The 21,479-nt window shown below is 47.5% G+C and carries 23 protein-coding genes; 8 read left to right on the forward strand and 15 right to left on the reverse strand.

Features of this window, described 5'->3' with window-relative positions:
* The first annotated feature begins 11 nt into the window (after window positions 1-11).
* On the forward strand, window positions 12-248 hold the full coding sequence (locus tag H8L32_RS16565) for a hypothetical protein (RefSeq protein WP_186948369.1): 237 nt from the start codon (window positions 12-14) through the stop codon (window positions 246-248).
* 43 nt (window positions 249-291) lie between these two features.
* Here H8L32_RS16565 and H8L32_RS16570 read toward each other — a convergent pair whose 3' ends face one another.
* The 6 genes from H8L32_RS16570 to H8L32_RS16595 form a co-directional block, all read right to left on the reverse strand.
* Window positions 292-762: a hypothetical protein gene (locus H8L32_RS16570; RefSeq protein WP_186948370.1), complete on the reverse strand. Its 471-nt coding sequence runs from the start codon at window positions 760-762 to the stop codon at window positions 292-294.
* A gap of 45 nt (window positions 763-807) precedes the next feature.
* Complete coding sequence (locus tag H8L32_RS16575) at window positions 808-1,218, reverse strand: hypothetical protein (RefSeq protein ID WP_186948371.1); 411 nt, start codon at window positions 1,216-1,218, stop codon at window positions 808-810.
* Between the two features lie 1,172 nt (window positions 1,219-2,390).
* Window positions 2,391-2,924, reverse strand: a complete 534-nt coding sequence (locus H8L32_RS16580; protein ID WP_186948372.1) for a hypothetical protein — start codon at window positions 2,922-2,924, stop codon at window positions 2,391-2,393.
* A gap of 407 nt (window positions 2,925-3,331) precedes the next feature.
* The gene (locus H8L32_RS16585) at window positions 3,332-3,688 is read right to left on the reverse strand and encodes a hypothetical protein (protein WP_186948373.1); all 357 of its coding nucleotides are present in this window, start codon (window positions 3,686-3,688) and stop codon (window positions 3,332-3,334) included.
* 509 nt (window positions 3,689-4,197) lie between these two features.
* Window positions 4,198-4,737 (reverse strand): NUDIX hydrolase, encoded by a 540-nt coding sequence (locus tag H8L32_RS16590; RefSeq protein ID WP_186948374.1) that lies wholly within the window; start codon window positions 4,735-4,737, stop codon window positions 4,198-4,200.
* Between the two features lie 109 nt (window positions 4,738-4,846).
* Window positions 4,847-5,983, reverse strand: coding sequence for a helix-turn-helix transcriptional regulator (locus H8L32_RS16595; protein ID WP_186948375.1), 1,137 nt, complete (start codon window positions 5,981-5,983; stop codon window positions 4,847-4,849).
* Between the two features lie 364 nt (window positions 5,984-6,347).
* Between H8L32_RS16595 and H8L32_RS16600 the strand changes: the two genes are divergently transcribed.
* From H8L32_RS16600 to H8L32_RS16625, 6 genes are all read left to right on the forward strand, one after another.
* The gene (locus H8L32_RS16600; RefSeq protein ID WP_186948376.1) at window positions 6,348-7,502 is read left to right on the forward strand and encodes a hypothetical protein; all 1,155 of its coding nucleotides are present in this window, start codon (window positions 6,348-6,350) and stop codon (window positions 7,500-7,502) included.
* A 28-nt stretch (window positions 7,503-7,530) separates the two neighbouring features.
* Window positions 7,531-7,980, forward strand: coding sequence for a DUF5675 family protein (locus H8L32_RS16605; RefSeq protein ID WP_186948377.1), 450 nt, complete (start codon window positions 7,531-7,533; stop codon window positions 7,978-7,980).
* Between the two features lie 256 nt (window positions 7,981-8,236).
* Entirely contained in the window at window positions 8,237-8,800 is a 564-nt protein-coding gene (locus H8L32_RS16610) for a hypothetical protein (RefSeq protein ID WP_186948378.1), read from the forward strand.
* 23 nt (window positions 8,801-8,823) lie between these two features.
* Entirely contained in the window at window positions 8,824-9,597 is a 774-nt protein-coding gene (locus H8L32_RS16615; RefSeq protein ID WP_186948379.1) for a hypothetical protein, read from the forward strand.
* Between the two features lie 106 nt (window positions 9,598-9,703).
* The gene (locus H8L32_RS16620) at window positions 9,704-11,581 is read left to right on the forward strand and encodes an AAA family ATPase (RefSeq protein WP_186948380.1); all 1,878 of its coding nucleotides are present in this window, start codon (window positions 9,704-9,706) and stop codon (window positions 11,579-11,581) included.
* Between the two features lie 38 nt (window positions 11,582-11,619).
* Complete coding sequence (locus H8L32_RS16625) at window positions 11,620-12,111, forward strand: hypothetical protein (protein WP_186948381.1); 492 nt, start codon at window positions 11,620-11,622, stop codon at window positions 12,109-12,111.
* 49 nt (window positions 12,112-12,160) lie between these two features.
* Here the strand turns inward: H8L32_RS16625 and H8L32_RS16630 are convergent, their stop codons facing one another.
* Complete coding sequence (locus H8L32_RS16630; protein WP_186948382.1) at window positions 12,161-12,685, reverse strand: hypothetical protein; 525 nt, start codon at window positions 12,683-12,685, stop codon at window positions 12,161-12,163.
* 310 nt (window positions 12,686-12,995) lie between these two features.
* Here H8L32_RS16630 and H8L32_RS16635 point away from each other — a divergent pair, with 310 nt between their 5' ends.
* A complete protein-coding gene (locus H8L32_RS16635) occupies window positions 12,996-13,190 on the forward strand; it encodes a hypothetical protein (RefSeq protein ID WP_186948383.1) in 195 nt (64 codons plus the stop codon).
* A gap of 71 nt (window positions 13,191-13,261) precedes the next feature.
* Here H8L32_RS16635 and H8L32_RS16640 read toward each other — a convergent pair whose 3' ends face one another.
* The 8 genes from H8L32_RS16640 to rsgA form a co-directional block, all read right to left on the reverse strand.
* A complete protein-coding gene (locus H8L32_RS16640) occupies window positions 13,262-13,699 on the reverse strand; it encodes a YeeE/YedE family protein (RefSeq protein ID WP_186948384.1) in 438 nt (145 codons plus the stop codon).
* Window positions 13,699-14,127 carry a YeeE/YedE family protein gene (locus H8L32_RS16645; RefSeq protein ID WP_186948385.1) on the reverse strand — a complete coding sequence of 143 codons (429 nt, stop codon included), beginning with the start codon at window positions 14,125-14,127 and terminating at the stop codon, window positions 13,699-13,701. Before H8L32_RS16645 ends, H8L32_RS16640 begins: the two co-directional genes overlap by 1 nt.
* Before the next feature lie 99 nt (window positions 14,128-14,226).
* Window positions 14,227-15,441 (reverse strand): OmpP1/FadL family transporter, encoded by a 1,215-nt coding sequence (locus tag H8L32_RS16650; RefSeq protein ID WP_230412273.1) that lies wholly within the window; start codon window positions 15,439-15,441, stop codon window positions 14,227-14,229.
* 427 nt (window positions 15,442-15,868) lie between these two features.
* The gene (locus H8L32_RS16655; protein WP_186948387.1) at window positions 15,869-16,996 is read right to left on the reverse strand and encodes a serine hydrolase domain-containing protein; all 1,128 of its coding nucleotides are present in this window, start codon (window positions 16,994-16,996) and stop codon (window positions 15,869-15,871) included.
* Between the two features lie 65 nt (window positions 16,997-17,061).
* Window positions 17,062-18,135: a serine hydrolase domain-containing protein gene (locus H8L32_RS16660; RefSeq protein ID WP_222619389.1), complete on the reverse strand. Its 1,074-nt coding sequence runs from the start codon at window positions 18,133-18,135 to the stop codon at window positions 17,062-17,064.
* A 48-nt stretch (window positions 18,136-18,183) separates the two neighbouring features.
* Entirely contained in the window at window positions 18,184-19,029 is an 846-nt protein-coding gene (locus H8L32_RS16665; protein ID WP_186948388.1) for a helix-turn-helix transcriptional regulator, read from the reverse strand.
* A 310-nt stretch (window positions 19,030-19,339) separates the two neighbouring features.
* Window positions 19,340-20,101 carry a polysaccharide deacetylase family protein gene (locus tag H8L32_RS16670; RefSeq protein ID WP_186948389.1) on the reverse strand — a complete coding sequence of 254 codons (762 nt, stop codon included), beginning with the start codon at window positions 20,099-20,101 and terminating at the stop codon, window positions 19,340-19,342.
* A gap of 143 nt (window positions 20,102-20,244) precedes the next feature.
* Window positions 20,245-21,312 carry a ribosome small subunit-dependent GTPase A gene (gene rsgA / locus H8L32_RS16675; RefSeq protein ID WP_186948390.1) on the reverse strand — a complete coding sequence of 356 codons (1,068 nt, stop codon included), beginning with the start codon at window positions 21,310-21,312 and terminating at the stop codon, window positions 20,245-20,247.
* Between the last annotated feature and the right edge of the window lie 167 nt (window positions 21,313-21,479).

A 21,479-nucleotide genomic window follows, 5' to 3' on the forward strand; every position in this document is an offset into this window, starting at 1 on the left:
GGGAATACATCATGCCCGACACCCACACCAGCCTGACGCTGCAAATGCTGGAATGGATACAGCAGCAACCGCGCAGCTATACAGAGGTTCTGGACGCCTGGCACAGCACCTGCCCGCGCCTGTGCATCTGGGAAGATGCCTGTGCCGACGGCTTGATCAGTTGTGATGGAGGTAGAGATGGTCTGGTGACCGTGACGGAAAAAGGCAGGGGTATAAAATTTGGTGAGCGTATCAACGCTCACCAATAGTTCCGGGGGAACTTACATCGATATTTTTACAGGTTCAACCGACTTATTTTTTACTTGGCCTTATTCCAATAAGCCAAAACGAAAAGCTTGCAATCGTGCTACACCCTATGGCCAACAAAGACAATCCAATTGTGTTCTTAAAAACCAAAAATGGGTATTGCACCTTAGATAAAATAAAAGCTATCACAAGCACATAGCTTGTTCCCCCAATCAGTGCACCGAAAGTCAAATAGGCTTTTAAACTAAAAAACTTATAGCGATGCAAAATAAAATACACAGGCGCACCGATAAAGAAAGTAAAAAAATAAGCGAATATTCCTAAACTTTCGGCCATGGAATCAGCCTCGTACTGCAACTTTAGCGACACCATTACTACATAAATAAAGATAATAGGTACAGCAGGTGCGATTAGAAAAGCAATAGGCAATCTAAAAAGCGAGGTTTCAATTTTATTTTTTACATTCACATTTTTCTTTCGCTTTATCAATCGAGTTATGCCATTTATATTGAACATGATACCTACACCAAAGAGTTTCTCTTTTGCCTTTCAACGAATAAGTCACTTTTTGTCTGGACGCGCTATTATCCAAAAGCATCCAGTCACCATCATTCCACACAGGCTGCTTACTAGCATAAATCCCATAGATGATCTGAATCCCATTTGAACTTTTTCAAAATCCGCACCAATCAGACCAATGAAAAAAAACAAAAAGTAAACCAAGGCTCCTAGTATCATTCCCAGCCATAGGAAAAGAGGCAATGTCAGGGCTCGATTACGGGATAGCCACCAATACGAAGGCAGTACCAATAGCAATGTAGCTGGATATCCCAACAATGCTGAAAAAGTAAAATACCACGCCCCTCCGACAGGGCTGGTGTTAAATAAATCGTGAATTGCAAATATCAAACCTGGCACAATTGGCGCGACCAAAATGGCAAGAAGAATGCGAAACAATTTAAAGTAATTCATAATAAAAATTTAGCTTTTATAGCCACGATTTTTAGCGGTCTTATCGAAAACCTACTCATAAAAAACCACTCGCATCCAAAGAGAAAGCGAGTGGTTTTTGTTGGGCTATCGGATTTTCTATACTTTGAACATGACTCAAAATTGTTGTCTCATAATCGTAGGTTAAATCGGGGAGAGCCGTAGTCCAAAAAGAGCTTACTCAGACATAGTTACAGGCTCTCATCTGTTTATACACCTATTGACTCTTATCAGAATCATGTTTTTTATAATTCTTATTCATATCATAAAAATAAAGTAAAAATCCAAAAATTCCAATAAAAAAAACGAGTAAGAACATATATTTTTCTTCTCGACTAATAGGCTCGTTGTAATCGATAAATAAGAGCAAAAAAATTACACAAGGCAGACTAATAATAAAACCGCGCCATTGTTTTATTCGAATACTATTTTTTTGGTGTACAGACATTAGGCTCCTTACCAAGATCGTTCGAACAGTGCGTCACAGAATGACAGATGTCTACCCCTACATCTGTTCTAATACCTGGACCAAGCCATACCCTTTGAGCCTCCAACGAAGCTTGGTCAGGCAATCCATAAAAAAGGGGCAGGTCTTATGGATGTAAGACCTGACCTAAGCTTCCACATACATTAAAAGATACAGCGATTTGGTCAGGAATGTCGCAATTTCAAACTTCCCCTTAATTTTTAAGGCGCAAAGCCTTTAGCTTTCCACACAAAAATCACCAAAAACCACACGATTAGCCACCACTGCCCAACTAAGAAAACCAATGCGATGGGTACGAGAGTTCGCCAAGTACAATTAGACTTATAGACAATCCACAATGCAATAAATAAATTTGCAACTGATGCAACAGTCATCATTACAAGGTATGAATGGGACGCAGAAAAATAAAAGTAAATAATCCATGTTGCCAATGAAGACAAGACGAAACAAGTCCATAGGAATATGAATAATTTTTTTTCATTAATACTGTCGCTATTGCTGGTGACAGTCAGCTACCCTGCACTATTAAGCGCAGTGCAGGTGCTGCCGTTGTTGACAATGACCTTGGTAATCCATGAAGGTAGTGTACCTGGCGATACAGCAAGCTAATCGTCATCAGGTGCTTGCACATCCTAACGACATCAGCCATGTGCGTCGCCAACTGAATTCATCTACTAATGTGATTGAATGAAGATAGAAAATTCGAAGTCAACCACCTATACAACCCATTCTTAAAATACACCACATTACCATCTACAACGCCAAGTGAAACACCCTTATATGATCCACCTGAAAAATACAAAGTCACAATAGTATGGTCATCATTTTGTGCAAAGAACTTCACTCTCCATCGAACGTCTTCTTCCCATTTTTTGTCATAGTGCACTATTGCGGTATTTTTTATCGCCTGAATTAACTCTCTCGTCAATTTGCTCCGAATCGGCAGTTTTTCTATTTTCAGTTTAAGGTCATAAGATACATCAAGCGATTCGGGAGACAACGGAATTGACATCACAGCGGTTGGATCCATCCACACTATTTCCACGCTTGCGACTTCGCCGCTTGAAAGCTGTTTGGACAATGCTTCCAACTTGGTCGAAACCACGGAAACTGTCAAATCCTTACCTTCGGCAATCTGCATGAATTGACAAGCCATCACAACAATAAGTGATGCATTAAACAATAATCGCTTGGTATTCATTTAAACTCAACTTTCGTTTGTATCTCATCATTCAACTCAATAAACCGAAAAGTCTGAAAATTCAAAATTACAAATCATTCTTGCCAATCAAATTATCACTACTTTTTTTCTCATTGTCAGGATGCGTTTCTTTTGGTGAAGAAAATAAAAATACTGAAATCCCTACAGCGATAACAGACAAGTCCACCCAAAATGGTGCCCAAGGAAACAATATTTTGCATCCTCAAACGAGACTTATGCCAAGACACAAAAAATGGTTTTTAAATTTGAATGCATAGTTTTTACACCATAGTCAATGCAATTATAAACACCAAGACAACAATCATATTTACGCGTTTTAATGATTTGAATTTTTTCTCATATTTGCATTTGAAAAGATGTAAAAAAAGATCAAGTCAGTCAGGCACTCAGTCGTACAACATTTCCGAAACCTTGGACAACACCTTACCCTCCCGGTCTGACTGAACAGTACATTGAGCTTTGTCAAACATAAAACCGGAGAATAAGAAACGGTGTCCTCTTCCGTCATTAAATTCATAATGTAATGTTTCTTTTTCTCCGATCTTTGTCTCAAATTTTATAATTGCCAGGGAAATATTCGAACCTGTATCAACCGCATCGCAAAATGCCTTAGCTTCATTTTCCGCAGACCAGTTGGCGTATAAGACGGCGGCAGGGAAAATCATCAAGATTAAAATTACAGACAAAACAATCTTCGTAACTTTGCGGAGGATTTTTTTGATTTTTTTTGGTGGGTCGCTCATGAGATTTAACTGTCGAAAAAACTCTTCCATTTAGTGAAGCCTCATATCCATTTTCGCATTTACACTAACGAATACCAGTTCGAATGCGACTTTCTATGCAAATCGCAAGCCAAGGCAAACAAGGGAGATGTAGCCTGTGTAGCAAACAATTGACGAAGTACGATGCAGTTATTTATCGTCGTACTGAGATTTATCATCGTGCTTGAATGTAGAAATTTGACCTGATGCTTTGTCTCCTTCAACAACGTCATTTTTAGCAATAAAACATGCCGAATTGATAAAATCATGGTTGAGACGATTAAGAGAAATATAAACGGGAGAATAAACCTCCTGATATCGACTCCGAATAGTTCGATCATTGAAACGAGTATAAAAACTAAAAAAAACATCAGGAAAAAAGTATTGAAATAAGCTTCATTTTTTACTTTCGGTTTGTAATTTTTTTACTCACAAAGTTGCATCTATTCTATGTTAACCGCAACAAACTATCTCACTTGGATGAATATTATTCACAGCATCACCTGATCCAAAGCCATATAAAACGAAGCAATGTGCAGTGATTGAGAAAACTCGCCACTCGCGATCATTGCTTTCACCTCGGATGGATGGGCGAAAGATTCAATGATGTCTTCGCTGACATCCAGTGTTTTTTCAGCCTGCCGTTGAAGACCGCGTGCAATGAATAAATGAATGCTGTTTGTCTGGCGTGCCGGATTGGCGTAATACTTTCCAGCCAGGGTCCAGCTTGACGCCGTGTAGCCTGTTTCTTCCAGCAATTCGCGCTGTGCTGCTTTCAGTACCGACTCCCATGAATTCACGACACCACCGGGCAATTCTGTGCAGACCACGTTCGCTGCATAGCGGTATTGCCTGACCACGAGTATCTTTCCATCCGCATCCTGGGCAAACACATGTACCCATTCAGGCTCTTCAAGGACGTAGTAACGTGAAATGGTCTTGCCATTGGGCAATTCGCAGGTATCAGCTCGCAGGGTGATCCAGCGATCATCGACAATAGATTTGCTGGCCAACTTACGCCATGGTTTCATATTGATCACTTTCTATCTAAAGATATAGCAGATTGTAAAACACTTGTTATAGACAGGTATCCATAAAATACAGTTTGCAATCTAATGCGGCTTAATTTTTGCAAATTGCTTAGTGTTGCCTGGTACCCAGTGTCAATATCGCAGTCAACAGCTGCATCAATTCAGCTTGTCGGGTCGTGCCTGTTTTACGGAAGACGGACCGCAGTTGGCTGCGCACGGTTGCCACGGACACGCAGGCCTGTAGCGCAGCCTTTGCAGGACTGGCGCCATGCAATATCAGCAGGGCGATACGGGCCTCGGAATTGGTCAGGCCATATATTTGTCTTAACAGCTCAGTCCCGCTTGAAAACGGCAGTTCCGGGTCATGCACCAGTACCAGCGCCATTGGTCGCGCAGGTGTCGATGACAGCGAATGCTGAACCGGCACAGGCGTGACCAGGATTTGCAGTTGCAGCTTGTCGGTCATCTTGCTGGCTTGCACCCCGCCTGCTATGCAAGGGCCATCGCTACCACAGGCGGAACGAATCAAGTTCACTAGCCGCAGTTTGTTAGTGCCGCATAGGCCAAGGCGGCCAGACGCTACATGCAAGATGGTTTGCCGGCGGAACAAGGCTTCGGCAGCCTGATTGGCAAAAACAAGCTGCCCGGCAGCATCAACAATGCACATGGGAGATCGCAATTGCGCCAGCATGGCAAAGGCCAGATCGGCTTTTTGGGTCATTCCTTCACAATGCTGACGCAGACGCAAGGCCCGTTGCAAATGCAGTGTAATGGGTGCCATGTTTGCTGTTGCATACTGGCGATGGAAAGGCTGCCCTATTCCATGCTGTATCACCAGAAAACTATTGTTCGGCCCATCACGCAATACAGGTGACACATTGATGGATCCCAGGCCAAATTTGCGCATGAAATCCTGATAAAAAACGCTGTGCTGCATAGCCTGAACACCAATATGCTGATGATCGATGTACCAGCCGCCAAGCGCTATCTTGTCTACCCAGCCAAGTGCGGGATCATAGGCAAAATAGTGGTCATTGAATTCGTCGCGACAGGCATCAGTCAGGCCTATGCTTTCATTGACTGTCACAGTATTGGTCTGCCGGTTCAGGGTGGTCAGGGCAACATGTTCGCTGCCTATCATCTGACACAAAAGACGCAGACCGTTATTCCAGGATGACGGAGTCAATATCCCCTCATAAAACTGGGTAATGATCTGATTCGATAAGGTGTCGTAGCACTGAGCCACAGTTTCCCCTTGGTGCTACATGCCAATTTTCCGTATGAAAATTTCCACTCGGGAAATATCATCGGGAAAGCCATTTTTTCTAAAAATATAAAAAATACAGTCATCTCATCCATTTGGATGATGCAATTTATGTTGACAAATTTTATGCTTAATTTGTCAACAAATTATGACTTCTTTCTGGCTGAGCGCAATTCCGGCGCAAATATTGACTGGAAATGTGCATGCGTTGATTTGGGGAAACCATTAAGGCTTCTGATCAATAACAGACAGATGTTGGGTGGGAAGATGCACTCTATCAGTGGCCGGCTGGCAACATGTGCTTTCAAGAAAAACTATCGTTTACAAAATAAAAAGGGAGGATATTGTGTCGATCAATTATGTCAAAAACCAGTTTGCCTCACGCGAAAAATATGACCCGTTTACAGTCATTAAAAAGAGCCTGATTTTTCTTGCCTTAGCCGTATCGGCACAAAACTGCCTTGCCGTGACTTGCATGGAAAAATGGCTGCCCATGTTTTTGAAAGAAAAATACTCGCCAGAAGATATTGATAAACTGTTGGCTGTTGCATGCAAGACGCCGCCTGCTTTAACGCAAAAAACTTCTCCTGCACCAACCGATAACACCACTGTAGTTCCTAGAGTTGCCGCTGACACTAAAGCTACAGTTGACACTAAAGTTACAGTTGATACCAAGGTTGCTACTGATACTAAAACTGCCGCTGATACTAAAACCGCCGCTGATACTAAAACTACGGTTGATACAAAAGTTACAGTTGATACTAAAGCTGAGACAACGCCGAACGATGCACAGACGAAGGTTGGTTTCGTTTTAGCAGATAACGATGACGTCAACTATCAGAGTGATCAAATTAAATTTCGGTATGGAAGATCGGCATATAGGGTCGATCTGACGAAAGAAATGATAACGCCGATCTTGGCTTGCCTACCAAAAGCTACAAAACTCCGGGGCATTGGTAAGTTAAAAGTAAAAATCAATAACAGTAGCGATATTCAACATGCTTTTGTTGTTACCGATATCAGTAAAGAAAAAGAAGACTCAACAATGTGCGTCGGTGCAAATAATACTGCCAAAGAAGGGGATGTACTCGTTTTTTTACAAGCCGAGATTGTAGCCGCTCCACCTGATCGAATCGGTTTGACGTATGGAACAATGATGGTCCCATACAAATATCATCTAACCGGATCGAAAAATTTGACGGGTAGCACTTCAGTAGGAGGATACTTGGGATACAGAAATGAAAACGCTTACTGGGGTCTTGGCCTACAGTTAGTTGGTTTTATGGGTGCTGGTCAAATACCAGTAACCCAGAACATCAATGGACAGGATAAAACACAAAACTTGACAGCCTTCAGCTACGGTATAGGACTGCTAGAAACTGTAAAAGGTAAGTTTCACATGGGCTTTGTTGTGGGTGCAGACCGCGTTAACCCGGATACCGGATATAAAGACAATGGCAAACCCTGGATAGCGATTGAACTGGGTTATGCTTTTTTCTAACTGATTTACAATCATTGAGGAGATTTACATGAAAATAGTAGTCGACCGTTTCATCTCTGACGATGAAACCACCATCAGCCATATCACCGTGGATGGACGTTTTGTCTGTTTTGGCCTGGAAGATGAATACCGCGTCACGAAACTGGTGAACGAAACCCGTATCCCTGCCGGTACTTACAAGGTGAAGTTGCGCACGGAAGGCAAGCACAATGAGCAGTACAAAGTACTGTTCCCGGATATCCATCGCGGCATGCTGCATATCCAGGACGTGCCTGGCTTTGAATATATCCTGATCCACTGTGGTAACACACAGGCCGATACGTCTGGCTGCCTGCTGGTGGGCACCAGTGCTGTCACGGACAAACACAATATGTCCATCGGTGCCAGCCGCCCTGCCTACAAGCGCCTGTATCCCATTGTCGTAGACGCCGCCGCCAAGGGGACACTGGAAATTCAGTTGATTGATAATGATCACTAAGCAAGTCTGCGGTCTTAGTACTGGTTGCAGTTAAGGTACCGTTACACCACAGGTCTGCATGAATCCATGCAGACCGTTTTTATTCACCCGCCCTGCTATACCCACCCACCTGTAACGTTTAATTACACAATCACCAACGATGATTGAATAATTAACATGCCCTTACAATTATAATATCCCCTCGTAATGCAAGTGCTGGGCCAGTCTTGTGTCGGTTACTGCCCTTTTTTTGAACCAAACGCGAGGTCTATACAAGATGTTGTCTTTACTAAAGCTGAATTTTGTCAGGAACGTGTTGATCGGTTGCTTTTTGATTTACCTGATAGAAAAAACCATCAGCTTCCAGTACATTAAAAATATATTGGCGTTGCCGGTGCTGTTGTGGATAGCAGGTAATGTCATTTATGGTCTGGGGCACAACCGGCGCGAGCGCAAGAAGTTTGAGAAAAGAGTGCATGCCTTTTGCAAGTTCACAGACGACAATTGCCTTGACATTGATGAAGGCAATGCCATGGCGCTTGATTACGACAGCAAAACCATTTACCTGATCAATAAAACAGGGCAAATCGCCCTGCAACCAGAACAGATTTTGCGCTGGGAAATCGGCATGGCCCGTGACCGAATCACAACCACGCTGACCTCTGCCACGGCCTATACCCCAAGCAGCGCGAGTGTCACCATGACACCGGGTGGCGTATCGTATGTCACTTTCTGGATTAATGGCGGCGCTTACCATGTGTTTACCGTGGCCGTGTCTTCCGAAAAGATCGTCAACAGACTCAAGCATTTTTCGCTGGTCAACAATATTGCCATCGTCTGATTTTCTTTTACCCTGATAACCCTATGAAGACTTTACGCCTTGCCTTGTGCGCGACGCTGGCCAGCATCGGCTTTGCCAGCGTGACCATGACCTGCCACGCGCAGACCTGGACGGACATGCCAGCCATGGACACCAAATCCAACGTCGTCACCCAGCGTGCAGATAGCCCCATCTATAGCCGTATGGCCACGGACAAAAAATTCCGTGAATTTGCCTACAATGCCATCAACGTCAGGGGTGAAAAACTGAATTATGAGCTGGTGCTGGAATCGCGCGCGGCCTTGTATGCCAAGCCTTCGCTGCGCAAGGTATATGAAACCCGTGCAGGTAAATACTATGTCAGCTATTGGGTGCAAGAAAGCCGCGCCTACCGCTCGATGCCTTTTCGCCGCAATGCAAACCTGGCCCTGATCGTGGTCGACACCATACCCGCAGACCAGAACAACCCGCAGTTCAAGGCCGTTGCCGACAAGTTGCCGTATGCGGTGTACCAGATCAAGTGGGATCAACCCAAAAGCAATGACCGTGGCACCATACGGGTAGATGACAGCGGTTCTGCCGTCAAATGGAACTGCAAGACCAAGGATGGCCGCAACATGCCGACCATGCTACAAACAATGATCATCCACAAACCAAATTTCGAAAAAGAAACCGAGTATTACCACACCGCGTATTACATCACCGATGACGGCCTGCTGAAAGACAACGGCTGGGGCAAATCCAACATCTGCACAAACCGCAGCGTGGGGCCGGATGATGAGGTGTCGAAGTGGGTGAGGTTTTGGGGTGGGGAGTGAGGCTAGTTGAATAATTACCGTAGTTAAGAGAGCAGATTCAAAATTTTGAAGCAATAATTGACAGCTAAATGTAATATGGTGAATATTATAATATTTACACTTAATTATGCTGATCAGTGAATTTCATATTCCCGAGATTGAGGCGAGCGAACTTGGTTTAGCTGACATTCACATGTCTCGCCTGGGAAAGTATGTGGCAATTGCTGGGAAGAACGGCTCGGGCAAGACAAGGCTACTAAAGAAATTGGAAGAATTGATTGCATATCGTGACCAAAATTTATTTCAATCTATTGCTTTCTCAAATTCAATTAAAGAAATAGAAAAAATTATTGAAGAAGATAAGCAAAAACCAAATGACGAAAAGTGGAAAAATGAGCTTGTTTTAGCTACACGCGCCTACGAAAGACTTCATAACACAATCACTCTCAAAAATAGCTCACCTATCAAGTCATTAAAATTTGTTCCAAAGAAGCTACTTCTTTTAGATCCACTTTACATGAGCCTTGGGGAGCTTATTGAAAAGTATTCGTCAGCACAAAGTTTAGGAATTGAAGATCTCTCAACGATATGTAGTGCATATATTCAGCAAGTTCAAAACCTTTGGTGGAATGCTACGCACCCTGAATTCGTCGAAATCGAAGGCCATCCAAGTAAACATGAATTGACTGAATCCTATAGCCGATTAAAAAATTTAATTTTGGCTTTAATGGAAGAGGAAATTCAACGTTCGCCTGCCGGTGAAGTAATGATTTTTAATAAATCATTCCTAAATGCAGGGCTTTCAGATGGTCAGATAATTCTCTTGCAGTTAGCCGTCGCAATACACGCAAGGAATGGCGTATTGAACGACACAGTTTTCGTTCTGGACGAACTTGAAAACCATCTCCATCCATCTGTAGCTATCGATATCATCGAAAAAATAAGTTCAGCAGCACCAAACGCTCAGTTTTGGATTGCCACACATTCTATCCCTTTACTCGCCTATATTTACAGTAAAGATCCGTCGGCTCTATGGTTTATGGAGAATGGTCGGATTTGTCACGCTGGCAGGCATCCTGAAAGAGTTTTAAATGGTCTTCTTGGTGATGATGAACGCATAGGTCAACTAAACACATTTACCGGTTTACCTGCAGAACTTGCTGCGACAACTTATGCAGTCGAAAGCTTAATGCCTCCCACAGTTGCTCCCCTACAGAAAAATGATCCTCAAATCAATCAGATTGCTACATTCATAAATGCGAAGCAATCCGAAGGCTCAGTTTCGATTCTTGATTTTGGAGCGGGAAAGGGAAGACTGCTTGAGGGTTTAACCGCACAATTTACAGCAGATGAACAATCGCAAATCTCTGGCAAAATATCCTATTTTGCTTTTGATGAATTTCCAGCCGATAAAGAGACCTGCCAAGCCTTAATCAAGGAATATTATCCAGATTATGAGAAAAGGTATTTCGAGTCAGAAGCAAGGTTTTTCGAAATCAAAGACAATGCATCCATTGATATTGTTGTGATGTGCAATGTCCTTCACGAAATACCGCCGAAAGACTGGCTAGATTTGTTTTCATCTTCATCTTCAAATACAGCCCCATCAATTATCAATCGCGCACTTCGTGAAAACGGATATTTACTGCTAGTTGAAGACCAACGAATTCCTGTTGGAGAAAAAGCGCATGAACATGGATTTTTGGTGTTAGACACTGCTGAGTTGAGAACTTTGTTTAAAGTGAGCGAAGTAGATATCAATAATGAAAAATTTATTGTCAATAGTCAGAGAGATGGTCGCCTAAAAGCACACTTGATTTCAAAAGAACTGCTAGCTCGAATTGATGCGACTAGCAGAAACAATGCAATAGCCGAATTGCAGAGTTACGCAAAACGTCAAATAAAAAATATTCGTAAAGAGCCAGCAACATATGCGAATGGACAATTGCACGGATTTTGGACTCAGCAATTCACAAACGCTTTCTTGTATCTTCAAGAAAATTAACCACTCAAGACGTTCGCAATAATCTGACTATTTTGTTCATGAAATTTTTCAAAATTCTTTTTTCTATAGTACTATTTTTTCTTGGTAATTCCGCTTTCGCGGACGACAAAGCAAATCAGAGCTTCAGCGCAGATCCCAACATCCAGAAAATAGCCGAAGCCTATTCTCTGGATGCGGTCGATTATGCGAAGAATCAATTTGGTGTGCGTCTTGACTGGACTGATGCCAGCATAGAAGAAGTTGAGAAGACGTTGGCTCGCATGCATTCTTCATACATGGAGACGACACCCAAGCCAACTGAAGCACAAGTCATGCAGTTTGCAAAGGCTTTTGGCAGCTATTTGGGTGAGGTTAGCCGCCGGAATCACGGTGCGGAATGGGGAATAGTCAACCTCTTCGGGCAAAAGTTTCCTGGTCTAAAAACTAGTTCTGGGATGCTGTTCTGGCCTTGGATGAAGGTATCTAAACGCATTACGCTTGGTAGCGAAGAAGACGTTTTTTTCTACTATCAGGCGTTCCTAAACAAATAAACTGTGTTCTCGGAAAATTACACTTCAGGAACACCAGCACTATTTACCCTTACCCAACCTGGGGATAACTAGCCCCTTCCAACATAGACGGCACCGAGCAGTTCACGCCTGGCAGATTGTTCCAGTTGGGATCGCCCCGTTTGGTTTCCAGCATATTGGCCCAGTGTAGGGTTTCTTCGCCGCCGCCGGAGGTGGCCATTTGCATCTGGAATACCCATTGCTGGTCGAGCTTGCTCATGTGGCCAAAGCCGGTGACGATGGATTCGCGCAGGCCGCCGCCACGGATAAAGCTGATCTGCACCTGACCATTGGCGGTGACTGTACCCACCATGCTGCGTTGCTGGGGGGATGCACGTGGACCACTGCTGCTTTCGCCAGCGTCAACAATGATGGCCGATGACACGCCCCAGAAATAGCCGTTTTTGTAGCCGGAGATATGCCAGACGGTTTGATCGACTTTCCAGTTCAGCAGATTGTCGCTTGCTGAAAATTGCAGGGCGGGCAGATCTGGATAGGTCACGTACCAATAGGTATCGGCCAAAAAATCCCAGCTTGTGCGATTGATGTCCGACATGTGTGTCTCCATTTCCAAAAAAATACCGTGCCGTTAGAAAAATGTTACGAGCCATTATAGTATTAAAATGAAAATTACATGTAAATTTGATATTTTTATCGTAAAGCTCTCATCCCACGCCCATGCCTGCATTGATGTCTGCAAATAGCGCATTTTCATAGGTAAAACTATTCCTTCTTAGAAAAGAAAGCTTGAATTAAGCTGTTTCAAAGGACGGCCATTTTCTGCTTTCGACATGCCTGTATTCGCTGACCGGCAATACAGAAGCTGCTGTCATCTACAGTGGGACGCTAAAAACAGAGGAGACATGATGACCATCAAGTTCGAACCACAGTTTCACAAGAAGATGTCACAGTCGGGCGACCACGCGGTATGGGTTGCACTGCCTCATCCCAGAACGATCATTCCGGTAAAGGCCCATTATTACCGCCAGTGGCAATTTGAAGAACAGTTAAAAATTCAGGGTGCGGGTGATGTGGTGCTGGCGTTTCCGGTTAGTCAGTAACAGCTATGTACTGGGACGATATGTGCGGTGCATCAAGTCGATTATCCAGCCCATGCCGGATGAGATAAGCACTACTGTTTTTTAATTTTGGCAGCCTGCAAGCGACGCTGCAACAACATACCCACCAACATGGCTGGCAAGAATACCCATGTCTCCCAATTGGGGTTGGCCAAAGAGGCGATGGCAGGGCCGGGGCAATACCCGCTGATTCCCCAGCCGATACCAAAGATAATGGACCCGGCGACCAAATTGCGATCAATCGCCGTTAGTGTTGGAAGATTGAAATGATCTGAAAACAGTGGTTTTTTCCGGCTCAGTATCCACCTGAATGCAATGACAGTCACGGTGACGGCAGCGCCCAATACGAATAGCAAATCCGGATTCCAGTTGCCCGCCAGATCAAGAAAATCAAGGACCTGCCCGGGATTGGTCATACCGGATATCGCCAGCCCCAAGCCGAACAAGAGACCCGCCACCAGGCTGCTTAGGTTGAACACTAAGGATGTCATCAAAATACCTTGAAAAGATGGCGAACGACCAGCGCGGTAACGATGCCTGTCGATAAAAACAGGAGTGTGGCTACGAATGAGCGTGTCGACAAGCGCCCTATCCCGCACACGCCATGGCCGCTGGTACAGCCATTCGCCAGCGAGGTACCAAAGCCAACCAGCAAGCCAGCAACGGCCAGTAACCAGGGTGGAAAATGTTCCCGTGCAGCTGGTGCATGGCCAGCGACGACATAATAAATGCCCGCGCCGCCTATCAGGCCCAGTAAAAACAGCGCGCGCCACCAGCGTTCACCAGAACTGGCGGCAAACAAATTGCCCGCTATATTGCTGATGCCTGCAATGCGGCCCGTGGCCCACAGCAACAAAGCGGCAGAGATGCCTATCAATGCGCCGCCCGCCAAAGAAGTATAAATAGCCAGGTTAGTCATTCTTTTATATCTTGTATTTACAGGCCCAACAACTCGGTTGCTTATTCTAATTGCCCATTCTGCTTACTTGTTTTGACAGCTTCGTTTTTCAATTATTTTTTACAGTTTCCAGGCGAATGCAATGCCGACAATATTTTCACTCAGACTGACATTCGCGTTGCCACCACCAAACGGAGCGGGGATAGAATTCACGCCATTGATGGTTTTCTTGAAGCCATGCGAGTAAGAAAAACTGATTTCAGTATTCGGCGTATTTTTAAACGTAGCACCAAAAGTCAGATGGTCTTGCACGACACCTGGCGCAAGAATATTGAAAAAAGTCTGATCGCTTTGTACTGCCTGCCCGCCATGATTGTAACCAGCGCGCAAGTCCAGTGCTTTATTGTACTCGTAAATCGCACCGACTTTTACCACCGTAATATCACGCCAGCCAAAACCTGGTCCATTTGCTGACCCCAACGGGTTGCCCGCAAATAAATTGGCCAGAGGGTTGGCAATGGATTTGACACCGGCAAATTTAATCCTTTGCACATCTGCCGCCAGTGTCAGGCCTGGTGCTGGCTTGAAGGCGATTCCCAGTCCATAGTTTTCTGGTATGTCAAAGCCACCTTGGTCGGCAAATAAGCCACGGTATTTTTCAAAATTGCCGGTCTTTACTTTGGAAGCCCATGTGGCACCAAGACTGAGTTCTGGCGTGATCTGGCCATTCCAGCCCAGGTGAAAGCCCCATCCGTTTGACGCATCCGTTCCGCGATCAGTCAGGTTAGCCGCATCGATAGAATTGCTTGAAAATACGCTCAGTCCATTAGCAGAAAAACGCTGGTAAGCGAAATTTGCGCTGATGCCTATCGCATTCTGGTCATTGAGCTTGTAGGCAAACGATGGTGAAACAAACAGTTGTTCAAGGTTAATGCCAGCCCGCCCCTTGCTGCCAAACGCGCCAAATGGATTCTTGCTGTAGTCGGTGTTCATACCACCGTTGCCATAGACGGCGATGCCAACTGCTGCCGCAGCGGACAATTGCCTTGTATAGGCAATCTCGGGAATAAAAAAATTACCTGTGTCATTACCGTCATAACTGCCATTGGCACCTGGCGCGCCATTGCCGGTAATGTCTGCACCACGCCTGGGGGCAAACCAGCTTACACCTGCGTCAACCCTGTCCCCCACCAATACCGTCCCCGCTGGATTGGTGGCCGCCGCCAGGCTGTCCTGCGGTAGAGCGATGCCGATACCACCTGTCGCTTGTGACTTGACGCCGAAGCCATGCGAAAAATAACCGTCAGTAGCAAATGCTCCGGTAGATATGGTCATTGATAGCAGTAGTATTTTCTTTATGCGGTGGGATGTCAGTTTCATTGCTAGCCCTTTACCTTTTTGATTGCGGTGCTAGTTTCTAAACTAACTCCAGTGTATTTTGTCTCTTGTCCTGCTGATGATCAGCGATACACTGCAGATTTAAGCGCATATTTTTTATTCGAAAAACGAATTATTACGAGCTTGAATATCTGTTTTTTAAATTTGACCTGCGCGGACGAGGTGGATACATCCGTTCTGATTGCGTTTCGGATGCATGGGAGCTTCAGTGTGTAGGTACGATTAGCGAAGCGTAATCGTACGTATGTTGTGCCTTGCAATGGCGAAGACATTCAATCAGCGGTTGAATATAGCAAGCCGTGATAAACATGCGTACGATTACGCTTCGCTAATCGTACTTACCTTCTGCGTTCGAATCTATTTGCTACACCGCTGGCAACTGACTTGCGCCCAGCAAACTATAGGCAAATTCATCCATCGTTTTTTGTGACATGTCGGTGTTGTTGAGGATGATGACGGTGTCTTCTCCATCGAGCCTGTGCCCGAGTACGGAGCGGTAGCCTGTGGTGCGGCCTGTTTCCCAGCCGAAGCGGTGGGTCTGGCCAGCGATTTGCAGATTCTTGACGCGGCCACCCAGAGCATAGTTTTCGCTGTCGACTTCGATATGGGTCAGTTGCGCCAGCGATGCAGGCGTGATGAAGCCCTGGTTGAAGATGGCTTGTGCTGCCTTCATCAAATCGTCTGCGGTGCTGTAATAGCCACCGGCGGCAGCCATATAGGGCTGCCGCACATCGGTTTTGCGGGCTGGCGGGTTGATGGTGGCATAGGGCACGGCAGTGGCGGCATCGTCGGCATAGGCCTGATCTGCACGGGTGGCAGACAGTTTCAAGGGGTCAAGCGTGATATTGCGCATGGCTTGCTGGAACGGCTGGCCGGTGACTGCTTCGACTATGCCCACCACGATGATCCAATTGGTGAGGGCATAATCGAACTTACTACCAGGCGGGAAGATGGATTCGCCCTGGCAAAACTGCTGCATGGCCTGCGTGGTAGTCATGCTGGCGGTGAACAGGCTGCGATCGGCCTTGATCATGCTGATAAACTGGTTGGGAATGCCACTGGCGTTGGACAGCAAATGCCGCAGCGTGACCTTGCTGCCGGTATCGGCACGGTGTGCTGGCAGGTAGCGTTTGATAGGCGCATCCAGATCAAGCTTGCCCATTTCGACCAGCCGCAGCACGGTGACCGATGTCAGCCATTTGGAAATAGAGGCGATGGCAAACGGGGTGTCTGCCCGCAGCGGCTTTTGTTCTTCGATATTGGCCATGCCTATCGCACGCACATAGGTGGGCTTGCCACGCTTGCCCAGCATGACGACACCATAGAATGGCTGGGCTTTGACGAAGGCGTCGACGACGGGGTTGTCGGCACCGATGACGTCGCTGCTGCCAATGCCAATGCTATTACCACTGCCACTGCCGGCAAAAGCATGTTTGCCCAATAGCGCAGCGGCGCTGCCTATCATGAAGTGGCGTCTGGTCCAGTGTGTCATGGCTTACCCTATGGTGAAATCAATCGGCGATGTGAGAGTGACTGCCATACTGACCACCATCCGCATCATTGGTTCATTTTTTCTGCCAGGATAGCCTTCAGGATGTTTTCTGAGCGGCGCTGTCCATAACCTTTTCCATAGGCGCTGGAGGTGACAACGACGACGGCATGCAAAGAGGGGATGACATAAATTTTATTGCCGCCGTTGCCGGATGCAAAAAAGACGGGGATGGGTTGCTCCTTGGTCGTCGGCACTTTAATTGTGTGCACTTTGGCATACCAGAAATAGCCATAGCTATCGGCATAATTATCTACAGCAGCAATGCTTACCTGCGGTGTCAGCATGGCGTCTATCCAGGCGGCGCTGATGACACGCTGGCCCTGAAACATGCCTTTATCCAGCACCAGTTGACCGATTTTGGCAAGGTCACGGGCAGTCAACGACAGGTTGCCCTGGCCTTTGGGATGCCCAGCTACATCACGCCCCCACTGCCAGTGGCTGATACCCAGTGGCTGGAACAAGGCTGTGCGGGCGAATACTTCCAGGTCCTGCCCAGTCGCTTTTTCGACGACGATGCCCGCCAGATAGGCGGTGACGGAGTTGTAGCGGTAGTTTGCGCAAGCGCTGGTGTCCCTCGGTAGTGACAGCACAAAGGCCAGCGGATCGGGGGCTACATCGAGTTTGTCTTCATTGCCAGGCGAGGCAACATCTTCATCAAAGGCAGCCAGGCCAGAGCGCATGCTTAACACCTGGGCCAGGGTGGCCTCGCCAGCGGCGCTGCCTTTGCTGGCAGGCCAGTAGTGCCACACCGGGTCACTGGCGCTGTGTATGCTGCCACGGTTCAGCGCGGCACCCAATAACAGAGAGGTAATGCTTTTGCCGACCGAGCGGGCATCATGCAAGCCATCTGCCGTTGCACCGTTGTAGTAACGTTCAGCGATGATTTTGCCGTGTTGCTGCACTAGCACGCTGCGTAAATCTTTATGCTCGTCCTGATCCCATTGCGTCAGTATGGTGTTGAGTTTGTTATCGGGCCGGGGTGTTTGTGCCTGTGTTTGTGCCTGTGCTTGCAGTGGACAAAGCATGGCACTGGCAACTGCGAGCAGGTATATCGCTCGTGTACAGAGGTGGAATCGCATGGAAGGTCTCCAGACAATAAAATGGCAAACCCTGATTATGGAAGCTATTTATCTAACTGGCTTGTATCGGCGCAACATCCTGCCCTGCTCGTCCGGACGCCCCTGCACCCTTGCACGCCAGGCACCTGGGGTAAGACCAAAGGTCTGGCGGAAGCTGCGGGTCAGGTGGGCCTGGTCGACAAAGCCAGTCGCGAAGGCGGCATCGGCCAGGGATGCAGTGGCAGTACCGATGACGGCAGCCGCTCTTTCCAGGCGCCTGCCACGCAAATAATCGCCCGGCGAACAATGCAGATAACGGCGAAACACTCGCGCCAGATGAACCGGATGCACACCGGCAAAGGCGGCGACATCGGCAACGCTCAGACCGGGGTCGTCGCTGGTGAAGATCATTTCAAATGCCTGTTTGAGCCAGACTGGTGGCTGCGATGCGTGACGGCTTTCATCCGATGTCAACGGGCTGCAGGCGGCCAGCAGTTGTTGCGCGCCACCTTCCAGTTGCAACTGGCTGAGATTTTTTCTTTGAAAATCGGCGGCGATGCGTGTGGCCACCTGCAAGGCATACAGATCACGCAGAGATGTGGCAAAACCAAAACCTGCGGCATCACCACCGGATATGGCCAGGAAGCGGCCACGTCCACCCAAAAACCGGTCGCGGTGCGTGGTGCCAGCAGGATTGAAGATCAGCAGCGGCGTATTGGACATGGCGGGTGCATGTCTGGCCGACGACATATATGCACCAGACAGTACCAGCACAAAATGCGCCTCTTCATGCATATGAGTCTGCACTTCATCTTCAGGCGGATTGGCTGCCAGCAGGTGAAAGCTGAAGCCTGGTGTTTCTCGCCCCTGCGGACCAGCGCCCCAGAATTCGGTACGGGTACGGCGAATGACCATCGTGGCTGCTTGCTCCGGTTGAATTAAAGCGAATGTACATCGTATCTATGCAGTGCACGCAATGCCGCGCAGGGTGCGCTGAGCGCACCGGATACCGCACCCTTTTGCGTGGACGGTGCGCGCGGCGCACCCTACCAGGGATCTACATATCTGAAGAATATCAGCGATATTTGATCGCGGCAAAAAAACGCTTACTATCCGCACCGGATAACGTCACGTAGGGTGCGCCGCGCGCACCGGCTGCCAAACCCTTTATTGTATGGATGGTGCGCGTGCCCACCCCTACGCCACACCGTATTATAAGCAGCACTCAGGATTTGTCGCGCTTTGTTTTTTGATCCGGCATTTTTTGCATTTCTACCTGATCCAGGCGTACGAAAACAAAACCTTGTTTCAGGGCGTCGTTCAATCCGGATGACAATCCCTGGGCGGAATCGGATTGGGGTTTGTTCATGTGGGCGATGATGACATCGCCTGGCTGCAGGCGTTTGAATTTGTCGACGATGGCTTTTTTTCGCAAGGTGGCACCGTGGTCGGCATTGAACGAGAAACCGGCGATCTTGTAGCCAAGGCGATTAATTTCTGTAATCGCTTCTGCATCATATTTGGCGCTGGCACCGCGATACCATTGTGGGGCAATGCCTATGGTGCTGGTGATGGCTTTGGCGCCTTCGGTGACTTCGCGTTGAAGGTGGGCGATATCGGGTTCGCCAGCCAGACCGTACACGGTTCTGCCGCTGCCGATGATGGCGGGAATATGTTTTTCGCCATGGTCTTCGACAGCAAACAAATCGAGGTTGGATTTGATGACAGTAACGCCACGGGGATTTTTATCCAGCCATTTTTTAGTGACAAAGATGGTGGCGGGTATGCGCTTGCGTATCAGGAAGGCGAGCAAGTCTTCATCAAAACGGCCAGAGCAGGCATCCAGGGTCAGGGCCACTTTGTTTTCTGCCCTTGCTTGTGGTGCCAGCCGCGCATGCACTTCCATCGGTTTGGCATGGGTGGTGGCATGGCAGAAAAGCAGGCTGGTGCAGGCAAAAAGAGAAAGCTGGCGCGTGGAGAAAATCATCAATGGCTTTATGGTTCCAGAATTGTGTTCCAGTATACATTTTGCATGCCGAATAAATAGCGTAATTACATTTGGTAAAAATTGGATGATGGCTGCACGGCGTTGCGATCAACAGCGCAGTGCAGCTTATTCTGGAAATGACACTATCCGCGCTTTTGTTTGTCCCTTTCCTTGACGGATCGCATCAGCACTTTCCACTTTGACCGGGCGGCGATTTTATCCAGTGGCGTTTGTTGATTGCGGCGCGCTTCGCGCAGTAGTTTTTGATAGTTATGCAGGCGGTCTTCATCCACCGCTGCCCGCACGGCACAGCCGGGTTCGGCCTGATGGCTGCAATCGCGGAACTGGCATTGCGTTGCCAGCACATCAATGTCTTCAAAACTGGCGCTGAGCGCGATTTCATCCAGATCCAGTTGCAGGCTGCGCAAACCCGGGGTGTCGATGATACAGGCACCATGCTGGCACAAGTGCAATGAGCGTGCCGTGGTAGTGTGGTGACCACGACTGTCACCAGCACGTACTTCGCCCGTGTCTTGCGTGCTGGCGGCCAGGGTATTGGTCAGGGTGGATTTGCCAGCGCCGGATGAACCCAACAAGATCAGGGTCTGCCCTGCCGCCATCCAGGGTGCAAGCAGCTCTGCCGTTGCTGCGCTTTGCCCATTGACGGCAAACACCGGCACGTTGCCGGACAGGCGCTGATTCACTTCAGCCAGGTGCGCTTCTGCTTGCGGGCTGACATCTGCCTTGGTGAGGATGATGACAGGGTCCACCTCTGCCGCATGGACGAGTGCCAGATAGCGTTCAAGACGGCGCAGATTGAAATCATGATCCAGCCCCATGACCAGCAATGCAGTATCCACATTGCTGGCAAGCGCCTGCCGCCGCCCGTCATTGCTGCGGCGTGCCAGGTGGGTCAGCGGTGGCATGCGGGCGATGATGCGTGGCGGTTCATGCTGGTCCATCAATACCCAGTCGCCTACGGCCAGACTGGCGTCGTTGTCATCAAGTGCCTGCAACAGACTGGGTTGACAACGCGCATGCAATGGGGTCACGCCCTGGTGAACGGTGAACCAGTCGCGGTGTACTTCGGTAATGCGGCCTGCCTGCAACGCACTGGCGTCAGGCAGGGTTAGTGAGAGTGTATAAAGCTGGTTGGCGATGACTTGTGTCAGGCCGATACGGCGCAGTGCTGCAAAATCGAAATCGATCATGATGTAAATATCCAAATCCGGTGATCGTGCAATGCCTGGGCACGCACGATAGCTTCCCGCACGCTAAACGTGCAGGGACTTAAAAAGAAAATGGAGGTCGGCGCGGGATCAACCGCAGCTCAGCACATCAGTATCGACAAATACGGAGATACAGAAAATGGAGGGTG

This window comes from Undibacterium hunanense (assembly GCF_014284335.1).
GTDB lineage: Bacteria > Pseudomonadota > Gammaproteobacteria > Burkholderiales > Burkholderiaceae_D > Undibacterium > Undibacterium hunanense.

Bases quoted from the DNA above. Each gene is read 5' to 3' on its own strand.
- H8L32_RS16565 (WP_186948369.1), top strand. From the start codon at position 12: ATGCCCGACACCCACACCAGCCTGACGCTGCAAATGCTGGAATGGATA.
- H8L32_RS16570 (WP_186948370.1), bottom strand. From the start codon at position 762: ATGTTCAATATAAATGGCATAACTCGATTGATAAAGCGAAAGAAAAAT.
- H8L32_RS16575 (WP_186948371.1), bottom strand. From the start codon at position 1,218: ATGAATTACTTTAAATTGTTTCGCATTCTTCTTGCCATTTTGGTCGCG.
- H8L32_RS16580 (WP_186948372.1), bottom strand. From the start codon at position 2,924: ATGAATACCAAGCGATTATTGTTTAATGCATCACTTATTGTTGTGATG.
- H8L32_RS16585 (WP_186948373.1), bottom strand. From the start codon at position 3,688: ATGAGCGACCCACCAAAAAAAATCAAAAAAATCCTCCGCAAAGTTACG.
- H8L32_RS16590 (WP_186948374.1), bottom strand. From the start codon at position 4,737: ATGAAACCATGGCGTAAGTTGGCCAGCAAATCTATTGTCGATGATCGC.
- H8L32_RS16605 (WP_186948377.1), top strand. From the start codon at position 7,531: ATGAAAATAGTAGTCGACCGTTTCATCTCTGACGATGAAACCACCATC.
- H8L32_RS16610 (WP_186948378.1), top strand. From the start codon at position 8,237: ATGTTGTCTTTACTAAAGCTGAATTTTGTCAGGAACGTGTTGATCGGT.
- H8L32_RS16615 (WP_186948379.1), top strand. From the start codon at position 8,824: ATGAAGACTTTACGCCTTGCCTTGTGCGCGACGCTGGCCAGCATCGGC.
- H8L32_RS16620 (WP_186948380.1), top strand. From the start codon at position 9,704: ATGCTGATCAGTGAATTTCATATTCCCGAGATTGAGGCGAGCGAACTT.
- H8L32_RS16625 (WP_186948381.1), top strand. From the start codon at position 11,620: ATGAAATTTTTCAAAATTCTTTTTTCTATAGTACTATTTTTTCTTGGT.
- H8L32_RS16630 (WP_186948382.1), bottom strand. From the start codon at position 12,685: ATGTCGGACATCAATCGCACAAGCTGGGATTTTTTGGCCGATACCTAT.
- H8L32_RS16635 (WP_186948383.1), top strand. From the start codon at position 12,996: ATGACCATCAAGTTCGAACCACAGTTTCACAAGAAGATGTCACAGTCG.
- H8L32_RS16640 (WP_186948384.1), bottom strand. From the start codon at position 13,699: ATGACATCCTTAGTGTTCAACCTAAGCAGCCTGGTGGCGGGTCTCTTG.
- H8L32_RS16645 (WP_186948385.1), bottom strand. From the start codon at position 14,127: ATGACTAACCTGGCTATTTATACTTCTTTGGCGGGCGGCGCATTGATA.
- H8L32_RS16650 (WP_230412273.1), bottom strand. From the start codon at position 15,441: ATGACCATATCTACCGGAGCATTTGCTACTGACGGTTATTTTTCGCAT.
- H8L32_RS16655 (WP_186948387.1), bottom strand. From the start codon at position 16,996: ATGACACACTGGACCAGACGCCACTTCATGATAGGCAGCGCCGCTGCG.
- H8L32_RS16660 (WP_222619389.1), bottom strand. From the start codon at position 18,135: ATGCGATTCCACCTCTGTACACGAGCGATATACCTGCTCGCAGTTGCC.
- H8L32_RS16665 (WP_186948388.1), bottom strand. From the start codon at position 19,029: ATGGTCATTCGCCGTACCCGTACCGAATTCTGGGGCGCTGGTCCGCAG.
- H8L32_RS16670 (WP_186948389.1), bottom strand. From the start codon at position 20,101: ATGATTTTCTCCACGCGCCAGCTTTCTCTTTTTGCCTGCACCAGCCTG.
- rsgA (WP_186948390.1), bottom strand. From the start codon at position 21,312: ATGATCGATTTCGATTTTGCAGCACTGCGCCGTATCGGCCTGACACAA.